This window comes from Kitasatospora sp. NPDC088264, assembly GCF_040685715.1.
Lineage (GTDB): Bacteria > Actinomycetota > Actinomycetes > Streptomycetales > Streptomycetaceae > Kitasatospora.
Genome location: NZ_JBFBIR010000007.1, coordinates 135,982 through 160,488, shown reverse-complemented (window position 1 = coordinate 160,488; position 24,507 = coordinate 135,982). Strand labels below are relative to the sequence as shown.

19 protein-coding genes are annotated in these 24,507 nt (G+C 71.7%); 18 read left to right on the top strand and 1 reads right to left on the bottom strand.

Annotation, left to right across the window (positions count from 1 at the left end):
* The first annotated feature begins 218 nt into the window (after positions 1-218).
* The 3 genes from AB0O82_RS08705 (at position 219) to AB0O82_RS08695 (ending at position 1,956) form a co-directional block, all read left to right on the top strand.
* Positions 219-491 (top strand): DUF6879 family protein, encoded by a 273-nt coding sequence (locus AB0O82_RS08705; RefSeq protein ID WP_363581554.1) that lies wholly within the window; start codon positions 219-221, stop codon positions 489-491.
* Positions 488-1,321: a helix-turn-helix transcriptional regulator gene (locus AB0O82_RS08700; protein ID WP_363581552.1), complete on the top strand. Its 834-nt coding sequence runs from the start codon at positions 488-490 to the stop codon at positions 1,319-1,321. The genes AB0O82_RS08705 and AB0O82_RS08700 overlap by 4 nt, the downstream gene beginning before the upstream one ends.
* A gap of 182 nt (positions 1,322-1,503) precedes the next feature.
* The gene (locus AB0O82_RS08695) at positions 1,504-1,956 is read left to right on the top strand and encodes an NUDIX domain-containing protein (RefSeq protein ID WP_363581550.1); all 453 of its coding nucleotides are present in this window, start codon (positions 1,504-1,506) and stop codon (positions 1,954-1,956) included.
* A gap of 120 nt (positions 1,957-2,076) precedes the next feature.
* On the opposite strand, the gene AB0O82_RS08690 is transcribed toward AB0O82_RS08695, so the two are convergent.
* A complete protein-coding gene (locus AB0O82_RS08690) occupies positions 2,077-3,000 on the bottom strand; it encodes an RNA polymerase sigma-70 factor (RefSeq protein ID WP_363581548.1) in 924 nt (307 codons plus the stop codon).
* 142 nt (positions 3,001-3,142) lie between these two features.
* Here AB0O82_RS08690 and AB0O82_RS08685 point away from each other — a divergent pair, with 142 nt between their 5' ends.
* The 15 genes from AB0O82_RS08685 (at position 3,143) to AB0O82_RS08615 (ending at position 24,254) form a co-directional block, all read left to right on the top strand.
* Positions 3,143-3,616 carry a carboxymuconolactone decarboxylase family protein gene (locus AB0O82_RS08685; RefSeq protein WP_363581546.1) on the top strand — a complete coding sequence of 158 codons (474 nt, stop codon included), beginning with the start codon at positions 3,143-3,145 and terminating at the stop codon, positions 3,614-3,616.
* 250 nt (positions 3,617-3,866) lie between these two features.
* Positions 3,867-4,655, top strand: coding sequence for a response regulator transcription factor (locus AB0O82_RS08680; protein ID WP_244293403.1), 789 nt, complete (start codon positions 3,867-3,869; stop codon positions 4,653-4,655).
* A 12-nt stretch (positions 4,656-4,667) separates the two neighbouring features.
* The gene (locus AB0O82_RS08675; RefSeq protein ID WP_363581544.1) at positions 4,668-6,278 is read left to right on the top strand and encodes a HAMP domain-containing sensor histidine kinase; all 1,611 of its coding nucleotides are present in this window, start codon (positions 4,668-4,670) and stop codon (positions 6,276-6,278) included.
* A 174-nt stretch (positions 6,279-6,452) separates the two neighbouring features.
* The gene (locus AB0O82_RS08670; protein WP_363581542.1) at positions 6,453-7,415 is read left to right on the top strand and encodes an LAETG motif-containing sortase-dependent surface protein; all 963 of its coding nucleotides are present in this window, start codon (positions 6,453-6,455) and stop codon (positions 7,413-7,415) included.
* 207 nt (positions 7,416-7,622) lie between these two features.
* A complete protein-coding gene (locus tag AB0O82_RS08665; protein ID WP_363581540.1) occupies positions 7,623-8,201 on the top strand; it encodes a Uma2 family endonuclease in 579 nt (192 codons plus the stop codon).
* Between the two features lie 16 nt (positions 8,202-8,217).
* Positions 8,218-9,582 (top strand): EF-hand domain-containing protein, encoded by a 1,365-nt coding sequence (locus AB0O82_RS08660; RefSeq protein WP_363581538.1) that lies wholly within the window; start codon positions 8,218-8,220, stop codon positions 9,580-9,582.
* A 455-nt stretch (positions 9,583-10,037) separates the two neighbouring features.
* Complete coding sequence (locus AB0O82_RS08655) at positions 10,038-11,582, top strand: cytochrome ubiquinol oxidase subunit I (protein WP_363581536.1); 1,545 nt, start codon at positions 10,038-10,040, stop codon at positions 11,580-11,582.
* Between the two features lie 19 nt (positions 11,583-11,601).
* Positions 11,602-12,627 carry a cytochrome d ubiquinol oxidase subunit II gene (gene cydB, locus AB0O82_RS08650; protein ID WP_363581534.1) on the top strand — a complete coding sequence of 342 codons (1,026 nt, stop codon included), beginning with the start codon at positions 11,602-11,604 and terminating at the stop codon, positions 12,625-12,627.
* Positions 12,628-12,631: 4 nt separating this feature from the next.
* Entirely contained in the window at positions 12,632-16,153 is a 3,522-nt protein-coding gene (cydD, locus tag AB0O82_RS08645; protein WP_363581532.1) for a thiol reductant ABC exporter subunit CydD, read from the top strand.
* 280 nt (positions 16,154-16,433) lie between these two features.
* The gene (locus AB0O82_RS08640) at positions 16,434-18,101 is read left to right on the top strand and encodes a GAF domain-containing protein (protein WP_363581625.1); all 1,668 of its coding nucleotides are present in this window, start codon (positions 16,434-16,436) and stop codon (positions 18,099-18,101) included.
* 276 nt (positions 18,102-18,377) lie between these two features.
* A complete protein-coding gene (locus AB0O82_RS08635) occupies positions 18,378-18,824 on the top strand; it encodes a hypothetical protein (RefSeq protein WP_363581530.1) in 447 nt (148 codons plus the stop codon).
* Positions 18,814-19,218 (top strand): hypothetical protein, encoded by a 405-nt coding sequence (locus AB0O82_RS08630; RefSeq protein ID WP_363581528.1) that lies wholly within the window; start codon positions 18,814-18,816, stop codon positions 19,216-19,218. Before AB0O82_RS08635 ends, AB0O82_RS08630 begins: the two co-directional genes overlap by 11 nt.
* Positions 19,219-19,539: 321 nt before the next feature.
* Entirely contained in the window at positions 19,540-20,580 is a 1,041-nt protein-coding gene (locus AB0O82_RS08625; protein ID WP_363581526.1) for a substrate-binding domain-containing protein, read from the top strand.
* 197 nt (positions 20,581-20,777) lie between these two features.
* Positions 20,778-21,362, top strand: coding sequence for a hypothetical protein (locus tag AB0O82_RS08620; protein WP_350876906.1), 585 nt, complete (start codon positions 20,778-20,780; stop codon positions 21,360-21,362).
* 312 nt (positions 21,363-21,674) lie between these two features.
* Positions 21,675-24,254, top strand: a complete 2,580-nt coding sequence (locus AB0O82_RS08615; RefSeq protein ID WP_363581524.1) for a hypothetical protein — start codon at positions 21,675-21,677, stop codon at positions 24,252-24,254.
* Positions 24,255-24,507: the final 253 nt, after the last annotated feature.

Here is a 24,507-nt window from a genome sequence, read left to right as displayed (position 1 = left end):
CCCGGCGCAGGAAGTCGGCCAAGCCGACTTCCTGCGCCGAAGCCGCCTCCCCCTCGCGCCCACCCGCGCGAGGGGCTGCCGCCGGACAGGCGTGCGGTCGATGAACTTCTGATCACCTGTTCGAAGTTGGGCGGTTTCCAGTATCGGAAACGCGAACCTCTTGCCGTGTCGTGGTTGCCTCGGGAGCATCGTGGGGGTGGCGAGCGATCGAGGGGGCAATGGTGGAGCTGACAAGGCTTGCGGGTTCCTGTGACGAGGGTGATTGTCCAACTCTGGACCTGACTGATCAGGGGAACCCGGTCCCGGAGGCTCCGGACTTCTGGCTGTTCGATGACGAGACCGTGGCTGCGATGAGCTATGACGGGAACGGCAAGTATCTCGGAAGTGAATTCCTCGACGGCGGTCGGATCGATGAGTTCAGGGCGTACCGTGACACGGTGATGGCGCGGTCCGTGCCGTTCGCGGAATGGTGGGACCAGTACGGCGAGTGAACAGAACACGTCTCGGGTCGGCGCTGCGGGAACTTCGGCAGGCTTCAGGCAAAGAAGCCAAGGCCGTGGCCCGCAGCGCTGTCATGTCTGCGAGCAAGTTGAGCAAGATCGAGACCGGCAAGGTGTCACCCACCGTCGTGGACGTGGACCGCATCCTCACGGCTATAGGCGTGTCCGATGACGTCAAGGCCGAGTACATGGGTGCTGCGCGGGCGGAGGCCACGGAGGCGACAGCGTGGCGTCTGATCCGGCGTCTGGGCTACCACCGCAAGCAGCAGCAGATCAAAGCGTTGGACGACTCGACCAAGCTTCTTCGCCTGTTCCAGCCTTCCCTGGTTCCCGGGCTGCTGCAAACCCCGGAGTACGTGCGTGCCGTGTTCGCGAGAAGGGGCCTCACCGAAGAGCAGTTGTCGAGGGTGATCGCAGCACGCCTTGCAAGGCAGCAATCCCTCTACGACACCACCAAGACGCTGCGATTCGTCATCACCGAGCCTGTTCTCCGGTGGCGACTGGTCCCGCCCGCAATGATGGCCGGACAGTTGGACCGTATCGTCTCCGTATCCCGCCTGCCGCATGTGGATATTCGAATTGTGCCTCTCGCTGCACCGCAGTCCGACGTGCCGGCACACTCCTTCGTCATCCGGGATGACCGCATGGTCACGGTCGAAACCGTCCATGCCGAGGTGGTAGTCACTAACCCTCGCGACGTTGAGGTCTATGTTCGAAAGTTCGACGGGTTCGTGGGCGTGGCCTTGCCCGGTGACGAGATGCGCAGCCTGATCGAGAGCATCAGGGACGAGTTCTTGAGGGAACAGGAAATCGCCTTCTAGCGCGCCTTGCCGCCCTATATGTTGGTGCTCGCCCGCCACGGGTGAGGCGGCAGCCCCGATGCGCGATGTCCTCGAATTAATCTGACAAATCGCAGAGTTGGCGTCGATGGCGTGGCGTGCGGGATCGTGGGTCGACTGCGCGAGAAGCGTGAGAGTGGCCCGACCGATGAAGGGGCGAACCCATGAAGAAGATCGGTGCGCGGCTCTGGCGGATCATTCGGGGGCCGATGCAGTGGCGGGTGCTGTGGTTGTGGCACTCGAAGTTCATGGTCGGCGTGACGGGCATCGTCCGTGACCAGGACGGCCGGGTGCTGCTGCTGAAGCACCGCATGTGGCCGGAGGGCCGGCAGTGGGGGCTGCCGACTGGCTACGCGAACGCGAAGGAGACCTTCGAGGACACCGTCGTGCGCGAGGTCCGGGAGGAGACCGGGCTCACGGTGAAGGTCTGCGAGCTGGCGCACCTGAAGAGCGGTTACCAACTGCGGGTCGAAGTCGCCTACGAGGCACTGTACGTCAGTGGCCGGATCGAGGTGGCCTCGTTCGAGATTCTGGAGGCTCGATGGTTCTCGCCGGACGATCTTCCCGAGGGACTGCAGGAGTCACACCGACAACTGATCGACCGTCAGCGCTTTTGACCCTTGGTCGCTCGCTCACGGTTGAGTGGATCGCCGTCGCTGAATCGGTGCCTTTCGAGGAGTACGTCAAGGGCATTGACGCTTGATCCGAAGCAGCCGGGCCTCATGGGTGGCGGCAGGTCATCTCGGCTTCACCAGGCCGATGTCGGAGACCGGGCCTAGGTGGGTGAGCTTGTCGGGGTTGGAGACGGCGTGGACGGCCTGGATGGTGCCGTCGGCGATGTCGAGTTCGAGGACGCTGGCGACGCGGCCGGCGGCGTCGTGGAGGACGGCGCCCGGGCGGCCGTTGACGGTGGCGGGCGTCAGCGTGACGCCGAGTTTGCGGTTGCGGCGGAGGCCGCCTATGAGGAGCTGGGCGACGCGGCGCAGGCCGGTGAGGGCCTTGCCGAGGGCGCGGGCCTTGCCGCCGCCGTCGCCGTGGAAGACGACGTCGGGGGAGAGGAGTCGGAGCAGGGCGTCCAGGTCGCCGCCTTCGGTGGCTTCGAAGAACCTGCGGGCGAGTTCGTCGGCCTCCGCCTTGCGCGCCCGGGTGTCGACGGCTTGGGCGGAGGGGGCGAGGCGCTTGCGGGCGCGGGTGAGGATCTGGCGGCAGTTGGCCTCGGACTTGCCGACGGCGTCGGCGATCTCCGGGTAGCCGTACCCGAAGGCCTCGCGGAGCATGAACACCGCCCGCTCGGTCGGGGAGAGGGCCTCCAGCAGGACGAGGAACGCCATCGACAACGCGTCGGCCAGCTCGGCGTGTTCGGCCGGCCCCGGGCGGTCGGCGGTGACCACGACGGGTTCGGGCAGCCACTCGCCCACGTACGTCTCCCGGCGGACCCGGGCCGACGTCAGGTGGTTGATGCCCAGCCTGGTCACCGACGTGGTCAGGTACGCCTTGAGGTTGGTGATCGTGGTCCCGGCCTGGTCGGCCCGGGTCAGACCGAGGAAGGCGGCCTGGACGATGTCCTCGGCGTCGCCCACGGAGCCCGTCATCCCGTAGGCGATGGAGAACAGCAGCGGCCGGTATCCGGTCGCGTCCGTGGTGATGGCTGATTCCGGCACTGGAACCCCTCCCTCGGTTCGCCGAGCAGGGTATCCAACGGCGCCCAGGTGGCAGTGACGCAGATCACATCCGTACCTGTCACGGCCCGCCGGGGTGCCCTGTCTCAGAGGGCACCAGCGGACAACGACAAGGGAGCACACGATGGAAGCCCGCCTGAACCCCTTCGCCAGCCAGACCATGTCCAAGTTCCTCAAGCACCTCATCGCGGCCAACAAGGTGATCGTGGAGTCGACTCTGCCGTTCGCGACGCAGGAGTTGGTGAAGCTGCGCGCCAGCCAGATCAACGGCTGCGGCTTCTGCGTCGACATGCACTTCAAGGACGCCGTGCACGGCGGGGAGGAGGCGACCCGCCTCAACCTGGTCGCGGCCTGGCGGGAGGCGACGGTGTTCACCGACGCCGAGCGCGCCGCCCTGGAGCTGGCGGAGCAGGGCACCCGCCTGGCCGACGCGGCCGGCGGGGTCACGGACGAGGCCTGGGCGAACGCCGCGCAGCACTACGACGAGGAGCAGCTCGCGGCCCTGGTGTCCCTCATCGCGATCATCAACGCCTTCAACCGCGGCAACGTCATCACCCGGATGCCCGCCGGCGGCTACCGGCCCGGTCAGCACGCCTGACCGGAGCCCCTTCCGCGGTCGGGGAGTGGTCTCCCCGGCCGCGGGCGTCGGGTTCCCGGCCGTCGGGTTCTCGGCCGTCGGTGCTTCCGGGGCGTTACCGTCCGTGCGCATACCACCCAGCCTGTGCTGGGGGCCTTGTGCTTCAAAAACCGACCGATAAGGTGTTAATCCAACATTCATCGATGCCGCATAGCCTCCGGGGGCTAGCCTCATGCCGAATGCCATCGTCCGACCAGGAGGCGAAAGCCCCGTGCAAGGCACAGTCACCACACCAGGCGGGTCCGCGGTGGCCGGCGGCCCTGGCGAGGCCTTCCTCCTCGTCGTCGACGACGAACCCAACATCCGCGAGCTGCTCGCCGCCTCGCTGCGCTTCTCCGGTTTCCGGGTCGCCTCCGCCGCCAGCGGCACCGAGGCCCTCGACCTGATAGCCGTCGAACGCCCCGACCTCGTCGTCCTCGACGTGATGCTCCCGGACCTCGACGGCTTCACCGTCGTCGAGAAGCTGCGCGAGCGGACCAACCGCGGCCAGATCGCCGGGCCCGTGCACGGCCACCCCGGCGACCACCTCCCGGTGCTCTTCCTCACCGCCAAGGACGGCGTCGGCGACAAGGTCCAGGGCCTCGCCGCGGGCGCCGACGACTACGTCACCAAGCCGTTCAGCCTGGAGGAGCTGATCGCCCGGATCCGCGCCATCCTGCGCCGCTCCGGCGGGCCCGCCGAGGACGGCCGGCTCATCGTCGCCGACCTCAGCCTCGACCCGGTCGCCCACGAGGTCACCCGGGCCGGCACCCCCGTCGCGCTCTCCCCGACCGAGTTCAAGCTGCTGCACTACCTGATGGCCAACGTCGGCCGGGTGGTCTCCAAGGCGCAGATCCTCGACCACGTCTGGGCCTACGACTTCGGCGGCGACCTCTCCATCGTCGAGTCGTACATCTCCTACCTGCGCCGCAAGCTCGACTCCGGCCCGGCCCACGGCCCCAAGCTGATTCACACCGTGCGCGGCATCGGCTACGCGCTGCGCCGCCCCCCGCAGGGCTGACCGGTCCGCTCCGTGCCCGCCCGGCTCTCCACCCGGCTGTCGGTGTTCCGGCGGCGGCTCTCCCGGCTGCCCCTGCTCCGGCGGCCGTTCTCCCGGCTGTTCTCCCGGCTGTCGAGGCTGACCGGGCTGTCCCGGCTGTCCCTGCGCGCCCGGCTGCTGGTGCTCGCGCTGGTGCTGGTCACCACCGGGCTGGCGGTCAGCGACGCCGTCGTGCTCGGCACCGTCCGGGTGCAGCTGGTCGATCAACTCGACGAGCAGCTCCAGCGGTACGGGCTGCCGCTGTCCCACAAGGGCCCGGTACGGGTCGGCACCCCGGAGGCCGGGCGCCCCGCCGTCACCGGCAAACGCAGCACCCTGCCCAGCCAGTACCTGGTCCAGTACCTCTCCTCGGACGGCAAGGTGCAGGCCGTCATGCGCCAGCCCGTCTCCGACAGCGACCCGGCGCCCCAACTCGCCGGCCTCGACCCGACCCGCACCGAGCCCGACGTCCCCTTCGACCTGCCCGACCAGCGCGGCCACTACAACTGGCGGGTCCTCGTGCTGCCGATCCAGACCCCCCGGGCCCCGGCCGCCGCCAGCCCCAGCGACTACGCCTCGCCCGCCGTCACCGCGACCTACGTCATGGTGGCCGTCTCCCGCGCGGACATCGACGCCACCGTCGGCAAGCTGCGCAGCTCCTTCCTCGCGATCGGCGGCGCCGTCCTGCTGCTGATCGCCGGGCTCGGCTTCTTCGCCGTCCGGGCCGGGTTGCGGCCACTGCGCCGGATCGAGGCCGGCGCCGCCCGGATCGCCGACGGCGAACTCTCCCACCGGATGCCGGAACTCTCCCCCGGCACCGAGGTCGGGCGGCTCTCCATCGCGCTCAACGGCATGCTCACCCAGATCGAGGCAGCCTTCGCCGCCCGCGCCGAATCCGAGGCCCGGATGCGCCGGTTCGTCGCCGACGCCTCGCACGAACTGCGCACCCCGCTCGCCGGGATCCGCGGCTTCACCGAGCTCTACCGGATGGGCGCGCTGCCCACCGACGGGGACGTCAAGCGGACCATGACCCGGATCGAGAGCGAGGCCGTCCGGATGGGCGCCCTGGTCGAGGACCTGCTGGTGCTCGCCCGGCTCGACGAGGAACGCCCGCTCGACCTCGCCCCGATGGACCTGCGCACCCTCGCCGCGGACGCGCTGCACGACCTCACCGCCCTCGACCCGACCCGGCCCGTCTCCCTCACCGGCCCGTCCGGCACCGGCGCCCCCGGCGCGGCCCCCGTCCTCGGCGACGAGGCCCGGCTGCGCCAGGTGGTCACCAACCTGGTCGGCAACGCGGTCAAGCACACCCCGCCCGGCACCCCCGTGCGGATCGGGGTCGGCGGCGCGGGCGGTGTCTGCCTGCTGGAGGTCGCCGACGCCGGGCCGGGGCTCACCGACGGCCAGGCCCAGCGGGTCTTCGACCGCTTCTACCGGGTCGACGCCTCCCGCAGCCGGCACGGCGGAGGCGGCGCCGGACTCGGCCTCGCCATCGCCACCGCGCTCACCCACGCGCACGGCGGCACCCTCACCCTGGACACCGCCCCCGGCGCCGGCGCCACGTTCCGGGTCGAACTGCCCACCAACGGTGACCGGACTTCCTGACGGCATTGTCGACACGTCAATTCCCTTGCCGACCAAGCAATGGCGGGCCGTTTTCATTGCCGGAACGCGGCATGGAGCGTAAAGAATCCGTGTGCCTATGATCAACGCCGTCGGGTCGTCAAGAACAGCCCGGCACACGGCTTTTGCTTTCTTTCCGACCCGAAAGGGGTCATTGTGAAACTCCGCCGTACGCTGGTCTCGGCCGCCCTCGTCGCCGCCGTGATCTCGCCCGCAGCCATGCTCTCCGCGGCACCCGCCTTCGCGGAGTCGGCTTCGACGGCGCAGACCCGGAACGACACCGGCTCGATCGCGGAGCTGGAGAAGGCCGCCGCCACCGCGGCCAAGGCCCACCAGGCCGCCGTCGCCGCCGAGGCCGCCGGGCAGGCCGAGACCACGGCCTTCATGAACAACCCGCAGCCCTACCTCGGCAAGCTCCAGGAGGCCCAGGCCGCCGCCAAGACGGCCGCCGCGGCCCACGAGAAGACCTACAACGAAGCCGTGGAGGCCTCGGCCGCGTACCGCTCCGCGAAGCCGGAGGAACTGGAAGCGGCCAGGGTGCGGATGCTGGCGGCGTTCGACGCCGCCAACGCCGCCACCGACGCGGACACCAAGGCCAAGGCCGCCGTGACCGCCGCCGGCACGGCGCTGGACGACGCCAAGGTCGCGGCGATGCGCAAGCTCGGCGTGCTGCAGGAGGCCACCAAGACCGCGGCCGCCGCCCAGGCCACCGCGGACAAGGCCCTCGCCGAGGCCAAGGCCGCCGCCGAGAAGCCGGTCGACAAGCCGGCCGACAAGCCCGCCGACAAGCCGAGCGAGAAGCCGGTCGAGCAGCCCGCCCCGGCCCCGGCGGAGCAGCCGGCCCAGCAGTCCGCCGCCGTCACCCCGGTCTCGGACACCACCGCGACCACCACCACCAACGGCACCGGCGCCGGCACCAAGGCGACCACCGCGAGCAGCCAGGCCAGGTCGACGACCGCCGCCCCGGCCAAGGCGACCACCGGTTCGACCACCGAGCTCGCCGAGACCGGTTCCAACCCGGCCACCCCGTACCTGGCGCTGGGTTCCGGCCTGGCCCTCAGCCTGGGTGCCGCGGCCCTCTACGTCTCCCGCCGCAAGCCGGCCCGCTCCTCCTCCTGATCCACCCGGTTCGCGCCCGCTCGGGAGGAGGGCGCGAACCCCACAGCACCCCCGAACCGCAGGGCAGGCCCCCTCCCGGCCCGCCCTGCGGTTTCGCGTTTCCCGGCCCCGAAACGCCCCGATCGGGTGAACCCCCGCCGTTCACCCGACCGGCCCCCCGGTCCTGTGCGACGGTCCAGGTGCTCACTCACGCACCGGGAGATCGCTATGGACCCTGATCAGAGGTTATGGAAGGCCTGGAAGGCCATGGCCGTCCCGAAGATCGCGCGCGCAGAGATCGGAGATGACAGCATCACCATCTCGGTCATCGGTGACCTCCGCCATGCGGCGGTGGGAGGTGGCCTCAGGAAGGCGCTGACGAAGCACCTGCGCGGGACGGGGTACACGGCGACGCAGGGCCGTTATGTGATCGCCGGTTTGAAGGCGATGAAACCTGACTTCGCCGTGGCACCGGACGACACGAAGGCGATCGAACACCCGGAGGGTGTGGGGCTTCTGGCGTCCGGGATCCCCCTTGTCGCCGAGGTCGTGTGGCCCGACTGCTACGAACGCCGTGACCAGGAATTCAAGCCGCGCGCCTACGCTTCCGCGGACATTCCGGTGTACGTGGTCATCGATGACTACGGTCACGGCGGTACCGTGACCGTACTTTCCCGCCCCGACCCCGAACGCCGTGCGTACGCGTCCTCGACCCGGATCCCGTACGGCGAGGAGGCCGTGATCCCCGAGGGCCCCGCCAAGGGGTTCGTGATCGGGCCGGAGGTCACCGGTGAGCGCCGTGGCTGATCCCGTGGTTGATCCCGTGGTTGATCCCGGCGTGTCGTTCCGGCGGGACCTGTCCGAGTGGCGGATCGCGCTGGTCGCGTGGCGGCTGCTGGTGCTGCAGGCGGCGGATCCGGTGGTGGGGGCCGGGATGGCCGAGCACTCGACGTACCAGGCGCATCCGTGGCGGCGGGTGGAGCACACGCTGGGGAGCGGGCGGCGGCTGTTCTACCAGGACGGGGAGGCGCTGCGGAGGGAGGTCGCGCGGCTGGACCGGGCGCACAAGCGGATCCGTGGGACGGCGCCGGACGGGCGGGCGTACGACGCCGAGGACGCGGCGACCCGGGCGTGGGTGCTGCTGACGCTGTTCGAGTGCGTGGTCGCGATGCGGCGGCTGGGCGGGGATCCGTACGACGCCGGTCAACTGGAGGCGGCGTACCAGGAGTTCACCGGGTCGGTGGCGGCCTTCGGGCTGCCTGAGGGTGAACTTCCCCGCAGTGCGGCCGAGTTGCCCGCGTACTTCGCCCGGGCGGCGCGCGAGCGGCTGGAGCTCACCGAGGCGGCCCGCTACCTGCTGGAGGACATGCTGCGCGGGGCGCCGCGGCCGCGGCGGCTGTGGTTCCTCGGCGACGCCGGGTGGCGGGTGCTGCGGGCGGTGGTGGCGCGGGCGATCACGGCGCTGACGGTGGCGGATCTGCCGCCGGCGGTGCGGGAGCGGTTCGGGCTGGTGCGGACGCGGCGGGCCGCGCTGCTGTCCTGGCTGCTGCACCGGGGCGCCGGCGCGGTCGTCCCGCTGCTGTCGGACCGGCTGCGCTACCGCTCCCCGGGGCAGGGCGGTGCCCCGTCCCGGTGGCGTCCGCCGCGCCGGGACGCGCGCGGGTCCCGGGTGGACCGGTTCTTCCGCGAGGTGCTGGACCAGACCGGCGACGGCTTCCTCACCGTCCACGACCTGCGGGCGATGGCGCACAACGTGTGCTGGCAGCTGGAGTTGGACGAGGCCGCCGAGGCGCGGGTGTACCAGGCCTTCGACGGCTGGTGGGAGCAGCTGCGCGCGGCGATGGACGCGAACGGCGACGGCAAGGTGAGCCGGGAGGAGTTCGTGGCGGCCACCGTCGCGGGCTGCGACCGGGATCCGGCCTATCTGGAGCAGGGGCTGCTGCCCGCGCTGCGGGCCGTGTTCACCGCCGCCGACACCGACGGCAGCGGCTTCCTGGAGGCGGACGAGTACCGGGCGGTGTTCGGTGGACCGCGCGTCCATCCGGCCGAACTCTCGCACGGGTTCCGCCAGTTGGACGTGGACGGGGACGGCCGGATCACCGTGGAGGAGTTCCTGCACGGTTTCACCGAGTTCTTCACCGCCCGCGCCGACTCCACCCCGGGCACCCAGCTCCTCGGCCGGGCGTAATGGCCGGACGTAGCCGAAGGGCGTAGCGGAGAAACGAGGACAGGACCAGGGGCCGCTGGTCCCTTCAGGCGCCCACGCCGTCCGCGACGGCGTGGGCGCCGTCGTGTCAAGCGACGGATCGGCCAAGACCGCTCCGCCGGCTGCCCGGCCGTTCGTTGTCAGGGCCGTGGACGGCTCCGCAGACTGTCCCCACCGCCACTGCGTTCACCACTGCACCGCCGCCGCACGGCCACACACGGCCACGCCCCGCTACGTACGGCTACACACCGTTCCGAAGGTGTCAACCACACCCCGCCTGCGATTCCTTCGTAAGGATGATGGATACTGCTCCTTGTGAACGTGTTCACGTTCACAAGCGGACAAGCTTGCGTGGTTGGGCAGCGGTCTACAGCTATAGATGAAGTTTGTCCGAAACATGCCCTTCAACAGGGCCGGTCGGTTGGAGAGAGGGCGACGTGGAGCTGGCAATCGCTCACGAGACCATCGCGCGATGGCAATTCGGCATCACCACCGTTTACCACTTCCTCTTCGTCCCGCTCACCATCAGCCTCGCCGCCATCGTGGCCGGGCTGGAGACCGCCTGGGTGAGGACGAACAAGGAGAAGTACTTCCACGCCACCAAGTTCTGGGGGAAGCTCTTCCTGATCAACATCGCGATGGGCGTGGTCACCGGCATCGTCCAGGAATTCCAGTTCGGCATGAACTGGTCCGACTACTCCCGTTTCGTCGGCGACGTCTTCGGCGCCCCGCTCGCGATGGAGGCGCTGATCGCCTTCTTCTTCGAGTCCACCTTCATCGGCCTGTGGATCTTCGGCTGGGACAAGCTGCCGAAGAAGATCCACTGCGCCTGCATGTGGATGGTCGCCCTGGGCACCGTGCTCTCCGCCTACTTCATCCTGGCGGCCAACTCCTGGATGCAGCACCCGGTCGGCTACTCGATCGACCCGGCCACCGGCAAGGCCCAGCTCACCGACATCGCCAAGGTGCTGTTCCAGAACACCACCCTCACCGTGGTGGCGCACACCCTGACCGCCGCCTTCCTCACCGGCGCGGCCTTCATGGTCGGCATCGCCTCCTTCCACCTTTGGAAGGCCAAGCGCAAGCCGGAGAGCGCCGACCCCAAGAAGACCGCCGTGATGCGCACTTCGCTGCGGCTCGGCCTGGTCCTCGCCGTGGTCTTCGGCGCCGGCACCGCGCTCAGCGGCGACTCGCTCGCCAAGGTCATGTTCGAGCAGCAGCCGATGAAGATGGCCGCCGCCGAGGCCCTGTGGGACACCCAGTCGCCCGCGCCGTTCTCGATCTTCGCGGTCGGCGACGTCAGCAAGGGCCACAACTCGGTCGAGCTGGAGATCCCCGGGATACTCTCCTTCCTCGCCCACAGCGACTTCAACTCCTCCGTCCCCGGCATCAACGACACCGCGGCCGCCGAGGCCGCCAAGTACGGCGGCGACCCCAAGGACTACATCCCGAGCATCTTCGTCACCTACTGGGGCTTCCGCCTCATGATCGGTTTCGGGATGACCTCCTTCGTGGCCGGCCTGATCGGGCTCTGGACCACCCGGCGCAAGAAGTTCCTGCGCCCCGAGTTCCGCACCGGCGAGACCGAGGTGCCCCGGCTGATGCTCACCCCGGGACGGGAGATGGGTCCGTTCCTCACCAAGTGGAGCTGGCGGATCGGCATCCTGACCATGGGCTTCCCGCTGATCGCCAACAGCTTCGGCTGGATCTTCACCGAGATGGGCCGCCAGCCGTGGGCCGTCTTCGGCCTGATGACCACGGCGAACGCGGTCTCCCCCAACGTGAGCGTCGGCACCCAGATCGGCGCCCTCACCACCTTCACCCTGCTGTACGCGATCCTCGCCGTCGTCGAGGTGCGGCTGCTGGTGAAGTACGCCAAGGCCGGCCCGGTGGTGACCGAGCAGCCCCCCGCCAAGGACCCGACCCTGCGCGGACCGTCCTCGGACGACGACGCCGACAAGCCTCTCGCCTTCGCCTACTGAGGACCACAGGGGATCTGACATGCAACTCCACGACGTCTGGTTCGTACTGATCGCGGTCCTGTGGATCGGCTACTTCTTCCTGGAGGGCTTCGACTTCGGGATCGGCATCCTCACCAAGCCGCTCGCCCGCAACACCGCCGAACGGCGCGTCCTGATCAACACCATCGGCCCGGTCTGGGACGGCAACGAGGTCTGGCTGCTGACCGCCGGCGGCGCCACCTTCGCGGCCTTCCCGGACTGGTACGCGACCCTGTTCAGCGGCTTCTACATCCCGCTGCTGATCATCCTGGTCTGCCTCATCGTGCGCGGCGTGGCCTTCGAGTACCGGGCCAAGCGCGACGACGCGCGCTGGCAGCGCAACTGGGAGGAGGCCATCTTCTGGACCTCGCTGCTCCCGGCCTTCCTGTGGGGCGTGGCCTTCGCCAACATCGTGCGCGGCGTCGACATCGACGCGCAGAAGAACTACGTCGGCACCTTCTGGGACCTGCTCAACCCGTACGCCATCCTCGGCGGCCTGGTGACGCTCAGCCTGTTCACCTTCCACGGCGCGGTGTTCGCGGCGCTCAAGACGGTCGGCGACATCCGCGACCGGGCGCGGGCCACCGCCCTGCGGGTGGGCGTGGTGGCGGCGGTGCTGGCGCTGGCCTTCCTGCTCTGGACGCAGGCCGACAACGGCAACGGCCGCAGCCTGGCCGCCCTGGTCATCGCGGTGCTGGCGCTGGTCGGAGCGCTGGCGGCCAACCAACTCGGCCGCGAGGGCTGGGCGTTCATCCTCTCCGGGGCGACCATCGTGGCCGCCGTCGCGATGCTCTTCCTGGCGCTCTTCCCGGACGTCATGCCCTCCACCCTGAACGACGGCTGGAGCCTGACCGTCGCCAACGCGGCCTCCTCGCCGTACACGCTGAAGCTGATGACCATCGTGGCCGCGGTGTTCACCCCGCTCGTGCTGCTCTACCAGGGCTGGACGTACTGGGTGTTCCGCAAGCGCATCGGCGTCCAGCACATCCCCGGGCACGACCCGGCCGCCGCGCTCGACCAGGCCTGACGCCGTGAAGCCGGTCGACCCCCGACTCCTCGGGTACGCCCGCACCACCCGTGCCTTCCTCGCCGGATCCGTGCTCCTCGGCGGGGCGGGCGCGGCCCTGGTGGTCGCCCAGGCGAGTCTGATCGCCGAGATCGTCGTCCGCGCCTTCCAGCGCCAGGCGACCCTCGGCGAACTGACCACGCCGCTGCTGCTGCTCGCCCTGACGGCCGTCGGGCGCGGGCTGGTCGGCTGGCTCACCGAACTCACCGCGCACCGGTCCGTCGCCCGGGTGAAGTCCACCCTGCGGCGCCGGCTGCTCGACCACGCCACCGCGCTCGGCCCGGCCTACCTGGCGGGCCGGCGCACCGGCGAACTCACCACCCTCGCCACCCGCGGCGTCGACGCGCTGGACGACTACTTCGCCCGCTACCTGCCGCAGCTGGCGCTCGCCGTCGTCGTCCCGGTGATCGTGCTGCTGCGGATCGTCGGCGCCGACTTCACCTCGGCCGCGATCATCGCCGGGACGCTCCCGCTGATCCCGCTGTTCATGGTGCTGATCGGGATGGCCACCCAGAGCCGGATGGACCGGCAGTGGAGCACCCTGGCCCGGCTCTCGCACCACTTCCTCGACGTGGTGGCCGGACTGCCCACCCTCAAGGTGTTCAACCGGGCCCGCGCCCAGGCCGCCACCATCGCCCGGATCACCGCCGACTACCGCCGCGCCACCCTGCGCACCCTGCGGATCGCCTTCATCTCCTCCTTCGCGCTGGAGCTGCTCTCCACCCTGTCGGTCGCGCTGGTCGCGGTCACCGTCGGCTTCCGGCTGGTGGACGGCACGCTCGACCTGGAGACCGGGCTGCTGATCCTGATCCTCGCCCCCGAGGTGTACTTCCCGATCCGCCAGGTCGGCGCGCTCTACCACTCCAGCGTGGAGGGCCTGACCGCCGCCGACGAGATCTTCCAGGTGCTGGAGACCCCGCTGCCCGCCGCCGGCACGGTGCCCGCACCCGCCCTCACCGGGGCCGTCGTCGCCGTCTCCGACCTGGTCGTACGCCACCCCGGGCGGACCGAGCCCGCGCTGGACGGCGCCGCGCTGACCCTGCGCCCGGGCACCACCACCGCCCTCACCGGCCCGAGCGGGGCCGGCAAGTCCACCCTGCTCGCCGTCCTGCTCGGCCTCGTCGCCCCGGACGCCGGCACCGTCCGGATCACCGCCGACGGGCGGACCCACGACCTGGCCGCACTGGAACCGGCGAGCTGGCGGCGGCAGATCGCCTGGGTGCCGCAGCACCCGCACCTGTTCGCCGGGACGGTCGCCGACAACCTGCGGCTCTACCGCCCGGAGGCCACCGACGAGCACCTGTGGACGGCGCTGCGGGCCGCGCACGCGCTCGACTTCGTGACCAGGCTGGACGCCCCGCTCGGCGAGGACGGCGCCGGGCTCTCCGCCGGGCAGCGCCAGCGGCTCGCGCTCGCCCGGGTCCTGCTCGCCGACGACCGGCCGCTGGTCCTCCTCGACGAGCCGACCGCCAACCTGGACGGCGCCTCCGAGGCCGCCGTCGTGGACGCCGTCCGGACGCTCGCCGAGGACCCGGCACGCACCGTGCTGATCGTCGCCCACCGGCCGGCGCTGCTGGCCGTCGCCGACCACCGGGTCCGGCTGGCGGGGGCGCCCGCCCCGGCCGCCGGCCCGGCCGCGGCTACGTCCTCCGCTGCGGCCTCCGCTCCGGTCGAGCGGCCCGCGCACAGCGGGCGGCCGACACCCGCCCCCGCCACGGCACAGGACGAGCCCGAAGCCGCCGCCACCCCGAGGCTGGCGCTGTCCGTCCTGCTCGGCGCGCTCGCTCTCGGCTGCGCCGTCGCGCTGATGGCCACCTCCGGCTACCTGATCTCCCGGGCCTCCGAGATGCCGCCGGTGCTCTACCTGATGATGGCCGTCACCTCGGTACGGGCCTTCGGCATCGGCCGCAGCGTCTTCCGCTACGCCGAGCGGCTGGTCTCGCACGACGCCGTGCTGCGCACCCTCGGCACCCTGCGGGCCGCCGTCTACCGGCGGCTCACCGCGCTCGCCCCGGCCGGGCTGCCCGCCTTCCGGCGCGGCGACCTGCTCTCCCGGCTGGTCGCCGACGTCGACGCGATCCAGGACCACCACCTGCGCTGGCGGCTGCCGGCCGCCGTGGCGGGCGTGGTCTCGCTGGCCGCGGCGGCGGCGATGGGCGCCTTCCTGCCCGCCGCCGGGGTCGTGCTCGGGGTCGGGCTGCTGCTCGCGGGCGCGGTGGTGCCCGCCCTGGCCGCCCGCTGGTCGGCCGGTGCCGAACGGCGGCAGGCCCCGGAGCGCGGGCGGCTCGCCACCACCGTCGTCGACGCCTTCACCGGCACCGCCGAACTCACCGTGGCCGGCGCGCTGCCCGGCCGGCTCGCGGCCGTCCACGGCGCCGATGCCGCGCTCACCCGGCTGGCCGCCCGCTCGGCGGCCACCACCGCGCTCGGCACCGGGCTGATCGCGCTGCTCACCGGGCTGACCGTGACCGCCGCGGCGGCCGTCGGCGTCCAGGGGGTGCACGGCGGCGCGCTGGCGCCGGTCTGCCTGGCCGTGGTCGTGCTCACCCCGCTGGCCGCGTTCGAGGCCGTCACCGGGATGCCGCTGGCCGTCCAGGCGCGCCAGCGCAGCCGGGCCGCGCGGGCCCGGCTGGACGAGGTGCTGGAGGCCGAGGCCGCCGTCCCGGAGCCGGCCGCGCCCGCCGCGCTGCCCGAACAGCCGCTGCCGGTCGCCGCGCGCGGACTGACCGTCCGGCACCCCGGGCAGGCCGTGGACGCGCTCACCGGCGTCGACCTCGACCTCGGGGCCGGCCGCCGGATCGCCGTGGTCGGCCCGTCCGGCTCCGGCAAGACCACCCTGGCCCAGGCGCTGCTGCGGTTCCTGGAGCCGAGCGCGGGCGGCGTCACCTTCGCCGACGGCCGTCCACAGGCTGTGGACAGCCGCGCGCTCGCGGGTGAGGACGTCCGCCGGGTGATCGGACTGTGCGCCCAGGACGCCCACGTCTTCGACAGCTCGCTGCGGGAGAACCTGCGGCTGGCCCGGCCGGGCGCCACCGAGGACGACCTGCGCGCCGCGCTCGCCGCCGCCCGGTTGCTGGACTGGACGCTGACCCTGCCCGACGGCCTGGACACCATGGTCGGCGAGCACGGCGCCCGGCTCTCCGGCGGCCAGCGGCAGCGGCTCGCACTGGCCCGGGCCCTGCTCGCCGACTTCCCGGTGCTCGTCCTGGACGAGCCCGCCGAACACCTCGACCTGCCCACCGCCGACGCGCTCACCACCGACCTGCTGGCCGCCACCGAGGGCCGCACCACCGTGCTGATCACCCACCGGCTGGCCGGACTGGACGACACCACCGTCGACGAGGTGCTGGTGCTGGACGGCGGCCGGGTCGCCGAGCGCGGCCGCTGGTCGGAGCTGATCGCGGACCGGGACGGGCGGCTGCACACCATGTGGCGGCGGGAGCGGGAGGCGGACGGGCTGCTGGAACCTGTCGGGGCCACCCGTTAGACCCGGTCGGGGCCGCCCGTTCAGCCTGGTCAGGGCCGCCCGTTCAGCCTGGTCGGGGCCGCTCGTCGGGCCCGGGCAGGGCGCGGTTCCCGAGTCGCGCCGTCCTTCGGATGAAAAGCGTACAAACTAGGCTTTCTGCATGGACCCCACGCCAGAGCCCTCCGCCGCCGCGCCCGAGCCGACACCCCATCGGGTGCCGGAGATCGCCTCGCTCGGGCTGGACACCCTGGTCACCGAGGTCGCGGAGCGCCTGCAGTCGGCCGCCGCGGTCACCGACCGGATGCAGCGGCTGCTGGAGGCGGTGGTCTCCATCGGCGCCGGGCTCGACCTGCACGCCACCCTGCACCGGATCGCCACCGGCGCCGCCGAACTCGTCGACGCCCGGTACGCGGCCCTCGGCGTGATCGCCCCCGGCCGCACCGGCCTGGCCGACTTCATCCACGTCGGCGTCGACGACGAGACCGCCGCCGAGATCGGCGACCTGCCCGCCGGCCGCGGCGTCCTCGGCGCGCTGATCGACCGCCCCGAGCCGCTGCGGCTCGCCGACCTCGGCGCCGACCCGCGCTCCTCCGGATTCCCGCCGCACCACCCGGAGATGAAGACCTTCCTCGGCGAGCCGATCCGGGTCCGCGACGAGGTCTTCGGCAACCTCTACCTCACCGAGAAGAAGGGCGGCGGCGCCTTCACCCCCGAGGACGAACAGGTGGTGCACGCGCTCGCCGCGGCGGCCGGCGTCGCCATCGAGAACTCCCGGCTGTACGAGGAGGGGCGGCGCCGGGAACGCTGGATCGCCGGCGCCTCCGCCGTCACCACGGCGCTGCTCTCCACCGACCAGGCCGAGACCGCGCTCACCGTCGCGGCCGAGCAGGTCCGGGAGCTGGCGGACGCCGCGCTCGGCATGATCCTGCTCCCGACCGAACCGACGGAGGACGGCGACGGGCAGATGCGGGTCGCCCACGCCTCCGGCGAGGCCGCCGAGTTCGTCCGGGGCGAGCTGCTGCCCAGGGAGAGCTTCGCGGCCCGGCTGCTCGCCGGGGAGAGCGTCCACCTGGACGACATGTCCAGCGACCCGACCGTGGAGATCCGGCTCGCCCGCGCCTTCGGCCCGTCGATGGCCGTCCCGATGGTCGCCGCCGGGCGGGTGCTCGGCGGACTCTGCGTCTGGCGCCCGCGCGGCGCCCTGCCGTTCACCGACACCGAGAAGCAGCTCGCCGAGACCTTCGCCTCGCAGGCCGCGCTGGCCCTGCGGCTCGCCGAGGGCCAGCGCGACCAGCAGCGCCTGGCCGTCTTCCAGGACCGCGACCGGATCGCCCGCGACCTGCACGACCTGGTGATCCAGCGGCTGTTCGCCACCGGGATGATGCTGGAGAGCGCGGCCCGGCGGTCCGTGGTGCCCGAGGTGAAGGTCGGCATCGGCAAGGCGGTGGACGAGCTGGACGCCACCATCCAGGAGGTCCGCACCACCATCTACGCCCTCCAGCACGACAACCACGGCGACGCGCCGGACACCCTGCGCACCCGGGTGCTGCGGGAGGCCAGCCAGGCCGCGGCGGCGCTCGGCTTCAAACCCTCGGTGAGCTTCGTCGGGCCGGTGGAGAGCCTGGTCGAGGAGAAGAACGGCCGTCAACTGCTCGCCGCGCTCAGGGAGATGCTCTCCAACACGGCCCGGCACGCGCGGGCCTCCCGGGTCGGCGTCGAGATCGACGCGACCGCCCACCTGGACGACACCGGCCGGCCGGTGAGCGGCGACCCGGAGTCGCTGGACCGGGGCGGGCGCCCGGGCGTGCTGCTGACGGTGACCGACGACGGCGTCGGCATCCCGGCGGGCGGGCGCCGCAGCGGCCTGCTCAACCTGACCCGGCGGGCCGAGGCGCTCGGCGGCGCCGCCTGGCACGAGACCGGACCGTACGGGAAGGGCACCATGGTCCGCTGGACGGCCCGGCTCTGAGCCCGGCCCGATCCTCCTCGGCGGTTGGCCGGTGAAAGTTAAACGAGGGAGAACTTCCCGACCAACACCGCAAGTTGTGAACGTTCTGGGCTTTCCGTGGGTCCGTGTGCACACATAGCTTTGCACCGGTCTCGGAGGGGTAACCGGACGGGGGGAGCAGTGGACGCGTCTGGCCGCGGGAACACCGCAGCAGGGGCAAGTCGAGGCGGGTTCAGGACGGAGCGCGCCCCGGACGGGCGGTACCGCTGGCAGCTGAAGGCGCCGAACGGCCGGGTGGTGGCCATCACCGCCGCCATGTTCGAGACGCCCGGCGAGGCCGAGCGCGGCTTCGACGGATTACGCGTCGGGGCCGCCGAACTCACCGCGCGGATCACCCACGTCCGGGACGGCATCGGCTGGATCTGGGTCGTCCCCGGGTCGCGCAGCCTGCCCGAGGTGCGCTCCAGCCGCGCGTACGAGCGGTACGCGACCTGCCAGAACGCCTTCCGGCGCTTCGTCGTGCTGCTGGCCAAACAGCCCGCGCGGGACCTGCCCGTGCGGGAGCTGCCCGCGCGTGACCGGCCCGCGCGTGACCGGCCCGTTCGCGACCAGTCCGTTCGCGACCAGTCCGTTCGCGACCAAGCCGTTCGTGAGCGGCCTGCCAGGGAGCGGCCGGTTCGTGATCTTCCGGGCCGTGAACTTCCCCGGAACACCGTCTCGTTGAGACGCCCCGATGGCCGCTGAGGGGCGCGGCCCCCGTCTGCTGATCGTCCCCGCACCCGAACGCTGCCTGGGCTGGGCGCTGCGCGCCGCCAACGGGCGGCCGCTCGGCGTGGGCGTGCGCACCTACCGCAGCGAGGAGGAACTCGCCGAGGCGGTCCGGGTGTTGCTGATCGAGCGGGCGGCCCTTCGATGTTCGGTGGCCCAGTCCGAGGGCCGGCAGTGGGTGTGGTCCGCCTACCTGCCGGCGCGCAGCACCCGGCGGGCGGCGGTCGAGCCCGCGCCGGTGGCACGCAGCGCCCGCGGCTACCTGCGGCGCGACCAGTGCCAGGCCGGCGCCGAGGGCTTCCTGTCCGGACTCCAGTGGGTGGGGCAGGAGTTGCGGCGGGGCGGTCGGGACGGCCGCTGGCCGCTGTGAGGCGGCCGGGGCCCACGTGCAGTTCCGGTGAAGCGCAGGTTTCCGGCAACACCCCGAGTCGCCACCTGGAGAAGAACGTCACCGGCCTCCGACCACCCCCTTTCCCCTCCGCCGCGCCCGTGCTGACCAGTCGCTAAACCTCGTCGAACCGATGAGTCGACAATCCCGACCCGCCCTCGACCTCCCTTCCGGCGGAACCTCCGGGCCGGACAGGATCTGCACTGCCGGAGCGGCCGCAGCGGACGCGGCCACCGGCCCCGGGCTCCCAACCAGAGCACGGGTTCACGCGATGGACGTCTCTCCCACCGGAGGAAGAGAAACATGCGTAAGACCGCTGCCAAGCTGCTCACCGTTGCCGCCCTGGCGACCTCCCTCGCCACCGTCGCCTCGGGCTCGGCCATCGCCGACCCGGCCGCCGGTGTCACCCCGGCCGCCCAGGACATCGTGGGTGTCGGCTCGGACACCATCCAGGTCCTGCTGAACCAGTTCTCGGCCGACTACAACGCCTCCCTGGGCGCCGGTTCCACCGCGCCGCGCCTGTACAGCTGGGACGCGACCGGCACCTCGCCGATCACCACCAAGACCGGCGCCACCTCGATCGCCCGCCCGAACGGCTCCGGCGCCGGCATCAAGGCCCTGGTCGCCAACACCGGCGCGACCGTGGACTTCGCCCGCTCCTCGCGCGGCCCGGCGGCCACCGACGCCCACGGCCTGGACTTCGTCGCGCTCGCCAAGGACGCCGTCACCTGGTCCGCCCCGAGCACCGGCAACGCCCCGGCGCAGCTGACCTCGGCGCAGCTGACCGCGATCTACAACTGCACCACCACCAACTGGAACCAGATCAGCGCGAGCCTGCCGAACGCCACCATCAAGCCGTTCCTGCCGCAGGCCGACTCCGGCACGCGCTCCTTCTTCCTCGGCGCGATCGGCGTGACCACCCCCGGCGCCTGCGTCACCACCGGCCCGGAGGAGAACGAGGGCACCGACGCCAACCTGACCGACCCGAACGTCGTCTTCCCCTACTCCGTCGCCCACTACCTCGGCCAGACCGTCGGCGGCCACGGCACGGCGACCGACGCCCCCGGCAGCCTGACCCTGCGCAACATCGTGGTCAACGGCGCCACCCTGACCCCGGTCACCAACAACGTGATCAACACCAAGTTCGCCAACTCCTCCTTCGGCCGCGTGGTCTACAACGTGATCCGCGACACCGAGTGGACGGCGACCGACGCGCACGGCCAGGCGCTCCAGGCCATCTTCGGCTCCAACGGCTGGATCTGCACCGACCCGGTCGCCGCCGCCGACCTGGCGAGCTACGGCTTCCTGGCCACCCCGGCCTGCGGTGTCGCCACCCTCACCTGATCCACCCCGCACCTGACTCACCCCGCACCTGATCCACCCCGCACCATCCGGCGGCCACGGGCTTCGCGCCCGTGGCCGCCGGCCCACCGGCGGGACGTCTCGAAGGGAACGGGCCGGCTCCGGTCGGACCCGTCGGCCGGTCCTCGGACCGGTTCTCCACCCTCAGCGCGAAACCTTCCTCTCCCAAGGAGCCCAGCATGTCCCGTACCACCGGTCGGTTCCTCGCCGGCGGCGTCGCGGTCGTCCTCGCCGTCACCGCCTTCGGCGGCGTGGCCGCGGCCGACACCGCTCCCGTCCCCACCGGCAGCGCCGTGGTGACCGAGAACAACACCTTCCTCCAGGCCGCGGCGAGAAACGGTGTGTTCATCGTTCCGCTGCCGAACGCCAGCGTCTCCTACAACACCACCGCGGGCCTGGCGACGAGCCTCCCGGTGACCGGCGGCAGCGTGAACCTGCGCGGCTACTACGGCAACGCGACGCTCGGCGGCAGCCTGCTGTTCGTCGACGTCTTCACCGGCAAGAGCGTGCTCTTCAAGCAGCTCGCGTTCAGCGCCGACGACTGGCGCCTCACCGGTGTGCCGGACGGCGCCACCGACCCGGTCCTGCTGTTCAAGCCGGCCGGCCTCCAGCGGACCGAGCAGAGCGGTACCACGCAGTCGCTGACCGCCTCCGCCCTCACCGTGGACGCCGCGGGTGCGCAGTTCCTCGACAGCAAGCTGAACACCTCCTTCTTCACGAACGGTCAGGCGATCGGTTCCTTCGCGCTGACCTTCAACGGCTGAGCACCGCGCGCAGGTTGGTCCAGGCCCGTGCCGACAGGCGCGGGCCTGTTTTTCCGTGAAGGCGTCAACTCCGCTAGCGAGGTGCCGCGTTGTGGTCTCGTACACGCGGGCGACCGGATCCGGCCATCTGCGGCTGGCCGAATGGACGGGTACCGGAATCGTCGGCCGCTCGATGCCCGATCCCCTGCGCCGCGTCTCCCGGCGGCGCGCAATCGCACGGAGGTGCCCGCCATGAGAGTCCGACCGCCCGACCGGAGACCCTTGGGCCGTTGGCGCCGCCGACTGCCCGCTCTCGCGATGGTGTGGTCGTCGGTGGTCGCTGTCGGCGTGCTGCCGATCGGCCTGGGGGCGCTGCCGCAGGCCGTGGCGGAGGACTCCGCCGTCACGGTGCCGGGGCCCAAGGTGTGGCAGCCGAACGAGGGCGTGTACGGCCCCGAGGGCAGTGTGAGCGTCGTGCAGACCAAGAACCTGGTCAACCAGGTGGTCCACGTCGGCTGGAAGGGGTTCACCCCGACCTCGGACGCCAACGGCGATCCCTGGCTGAACGGGCCGGCACCGCGCAGCGAGCAGCCCTTCTACCAGGTGCGGGTGTACCAGTGCCGGGGCACCGACCCCAAGGTCACCGACTGCTACGACAGCACCCTGTACAACGCCGACGCGGCGGCGGGCTTCCAGCAGAAGACGCCCGCACCGGGGACGACCTTCCCCGACTACCCGTCGAACATGGTCGTCTCGGTCACGGGCCCGGACGGTTCGGGCTTCGCGGACATCGAGCTCTACACGGCCGACCAGAGCCCCACCCTGGGCTGTGACGACAAGCACCCGTGTTCGCTGGTCGTCGAGCCCAACTACGGTGGCGACTCCATCGCCTGGGCGGACAAGACCCGCAAGGGCGTCCTCGGCTGCGACAACCACAGCCTGGACCTGGACTTCGGCATGGCGTCCGACCTGAAGCTCAACGGCACCATCAACCGCTACACGAACATGAAGACGTCCGAGCAGTGCTCCTGGGAGCGCCGCACGGTGGTGCCGTTGGAGTTCGCCCCCACGGCGGCGGCCTGTCCGGACCAGCACGCGGCCTTCAGGGTGGCCGGACTCGAACCGGCCAAGCGGGCGATGGCGCAGTGGCAGGCCGGGCTGTGCCAGGGCACCGAGCCGATGTCGCTCACGTACGGCTTCGCGAACGGCGACGCCCAGGCCCGCACGGACTTCCTGTCGGGCGGCGGCGACATGGCGCTGGCGTCCCGGCCGGACACCCAGGCGCCGCCACCGCGCCCGTACGTGTACGCGCCGATCGCGACCTCGGGGATCTCCGTGGTGTTCGTCGTGGACGACCCGAACACCGGTCGGCAGATCAGGAGCATGAAGCTCAACGCGCGGTTGCTGGCCAAGCTGCTCACGCAGTCCTACGCCTCGCCCGGCGCCGCGATCCCGTCGGTGAAGGGCAACCCGATCTGCATCTTCGACGACCCGGAGTTCCAGAAGCTGAACCCGCTGCCCTCGGACGGCACGGTCTCCTGGCCCACGGGGTGCCTCTCGAACAACACCACCCCGACGGTGTTCGGCGGGACGGCGGACATGACGTACCAGCTGACGTCGTGGATCGCCTCCGACCCCGACGCGGTGCGCTTCCTGGACGGCGAGTCCGACCCGTGGGGCATGCACGTGGACAGCTTCTACCTGCGCCCGGCCTTCTCCGGCTACCCGACCGACTCCCTCGTCCGGCAGGACTCCTCGGGGATCCCGGACGCGAAGGAGGATGCCAAGCGCAACTGGAAGCAGTTCGAGTGGAACCCGATCTCGACCGGGCTGAACGACGTGGTGCGCAAGGTGCTGTGGAACCAGCCCAACTGCGTCAACGGGGACACGAAGTCGGACGGCTCGCACGACCTGTGCCCGCCGCTCAAGATCGGGAAGCGGACGCTGTTCGCGATCATGGACACCGGTGAGGCGAAGGCCTACTCGCTGCCCGAGGCCCAACTGCTCAACCCGGCCGGCGGTTTCGTCTCACCGGACGGCCCGGGCTTCCAGGCGGCCGTCGCCGACATGACCGTCGACCAGGCCACCGGCGTGCAGTCCCTGCCGTACGGCGCGTCCGACTCGGCCCTCGCGCGTGACCAGAAGGCCTACCCGCTGACCGCCGTGCAGTACGCGATGCTCCCGACCAAGGACGTCGCGGCCGGCAAGGTGGCCGCGATGACCAAGTTCATGCGCGCGGTGACCACCACCGGCCAGGTCTACGGGTACGAGCCCGGCCACCTCGCCCCCGGCTTCCTCGCCCTGACCGCCGCCCAGCGGACCCAGGCCGGGGACGCGATCGGCCACCTGGAGGCGCAGGACGCCAAGCTGCCCGGCAACCAGGCCGCCCCGCCGAACCCGCCCGCGACCGGCGGCGACGGTTCGACGCCGGCCTCCGGTACGGGGGGCGGGCAGGGCGTCGCCCCGGTCACCCAGGTCGGTGAGGGCGGAGCGTCCGGCGGGAGCGGGGCCGCGGCCTCCGGCGAGACCGGGGACCAGGCGTCCGGCGGGTCCGGCGGGTCCTCCACCGGTGGCCTGTCCGGCACCGGTGCGGGCTCCGCGTCCGGTGGAGCGGGAACGGCGGCCGGTGGAACTGCGGCGGGCGGAGCGGCGGCGGGTGCGGGTGCCGGTGCCAAGCCCGGCGCGACGCCCAGCACGCCCGGCAAGCCGCTGTCCGCCGCGCCCGTCGCGGCCGGTACTCCGGCGCCCGACCGTTCCGGCGCCGCGCGGCTGCTGCTGCCCGTCGCGCTGATCGGCGGCCTGGTGCTGCTGGTCGGCGGTCCGGCGGTCCTCTTCCTGGGCGGGACGCCCGCCGGGGCGCGGGCGCTGGCGGAGGTGCGGAAGGGCTGGTCGCGGTTGCGCCGCCGCCCGTGACGGTCTGACGCGGGGACACAACAGAATCACCGAAGCACGACTCGGCGGGGCCGCCGTTTCGGCCCCGCCGAGTCGTTTTCGCATGGCTGAAGTCGCTTGGAGTCAAAGCGTGTTGCGTCTGGGGTGGAATCGGCCAATGCTTCGGCCGCGCGTGATCGAAGGCAAATACCTTTCACATCAAAGGACTTGGGTGAGAAGCCCCAGCACGGACATGTCATTCGCCGGTCCGGTCCGGCCATTCGGAGTTCCCAAC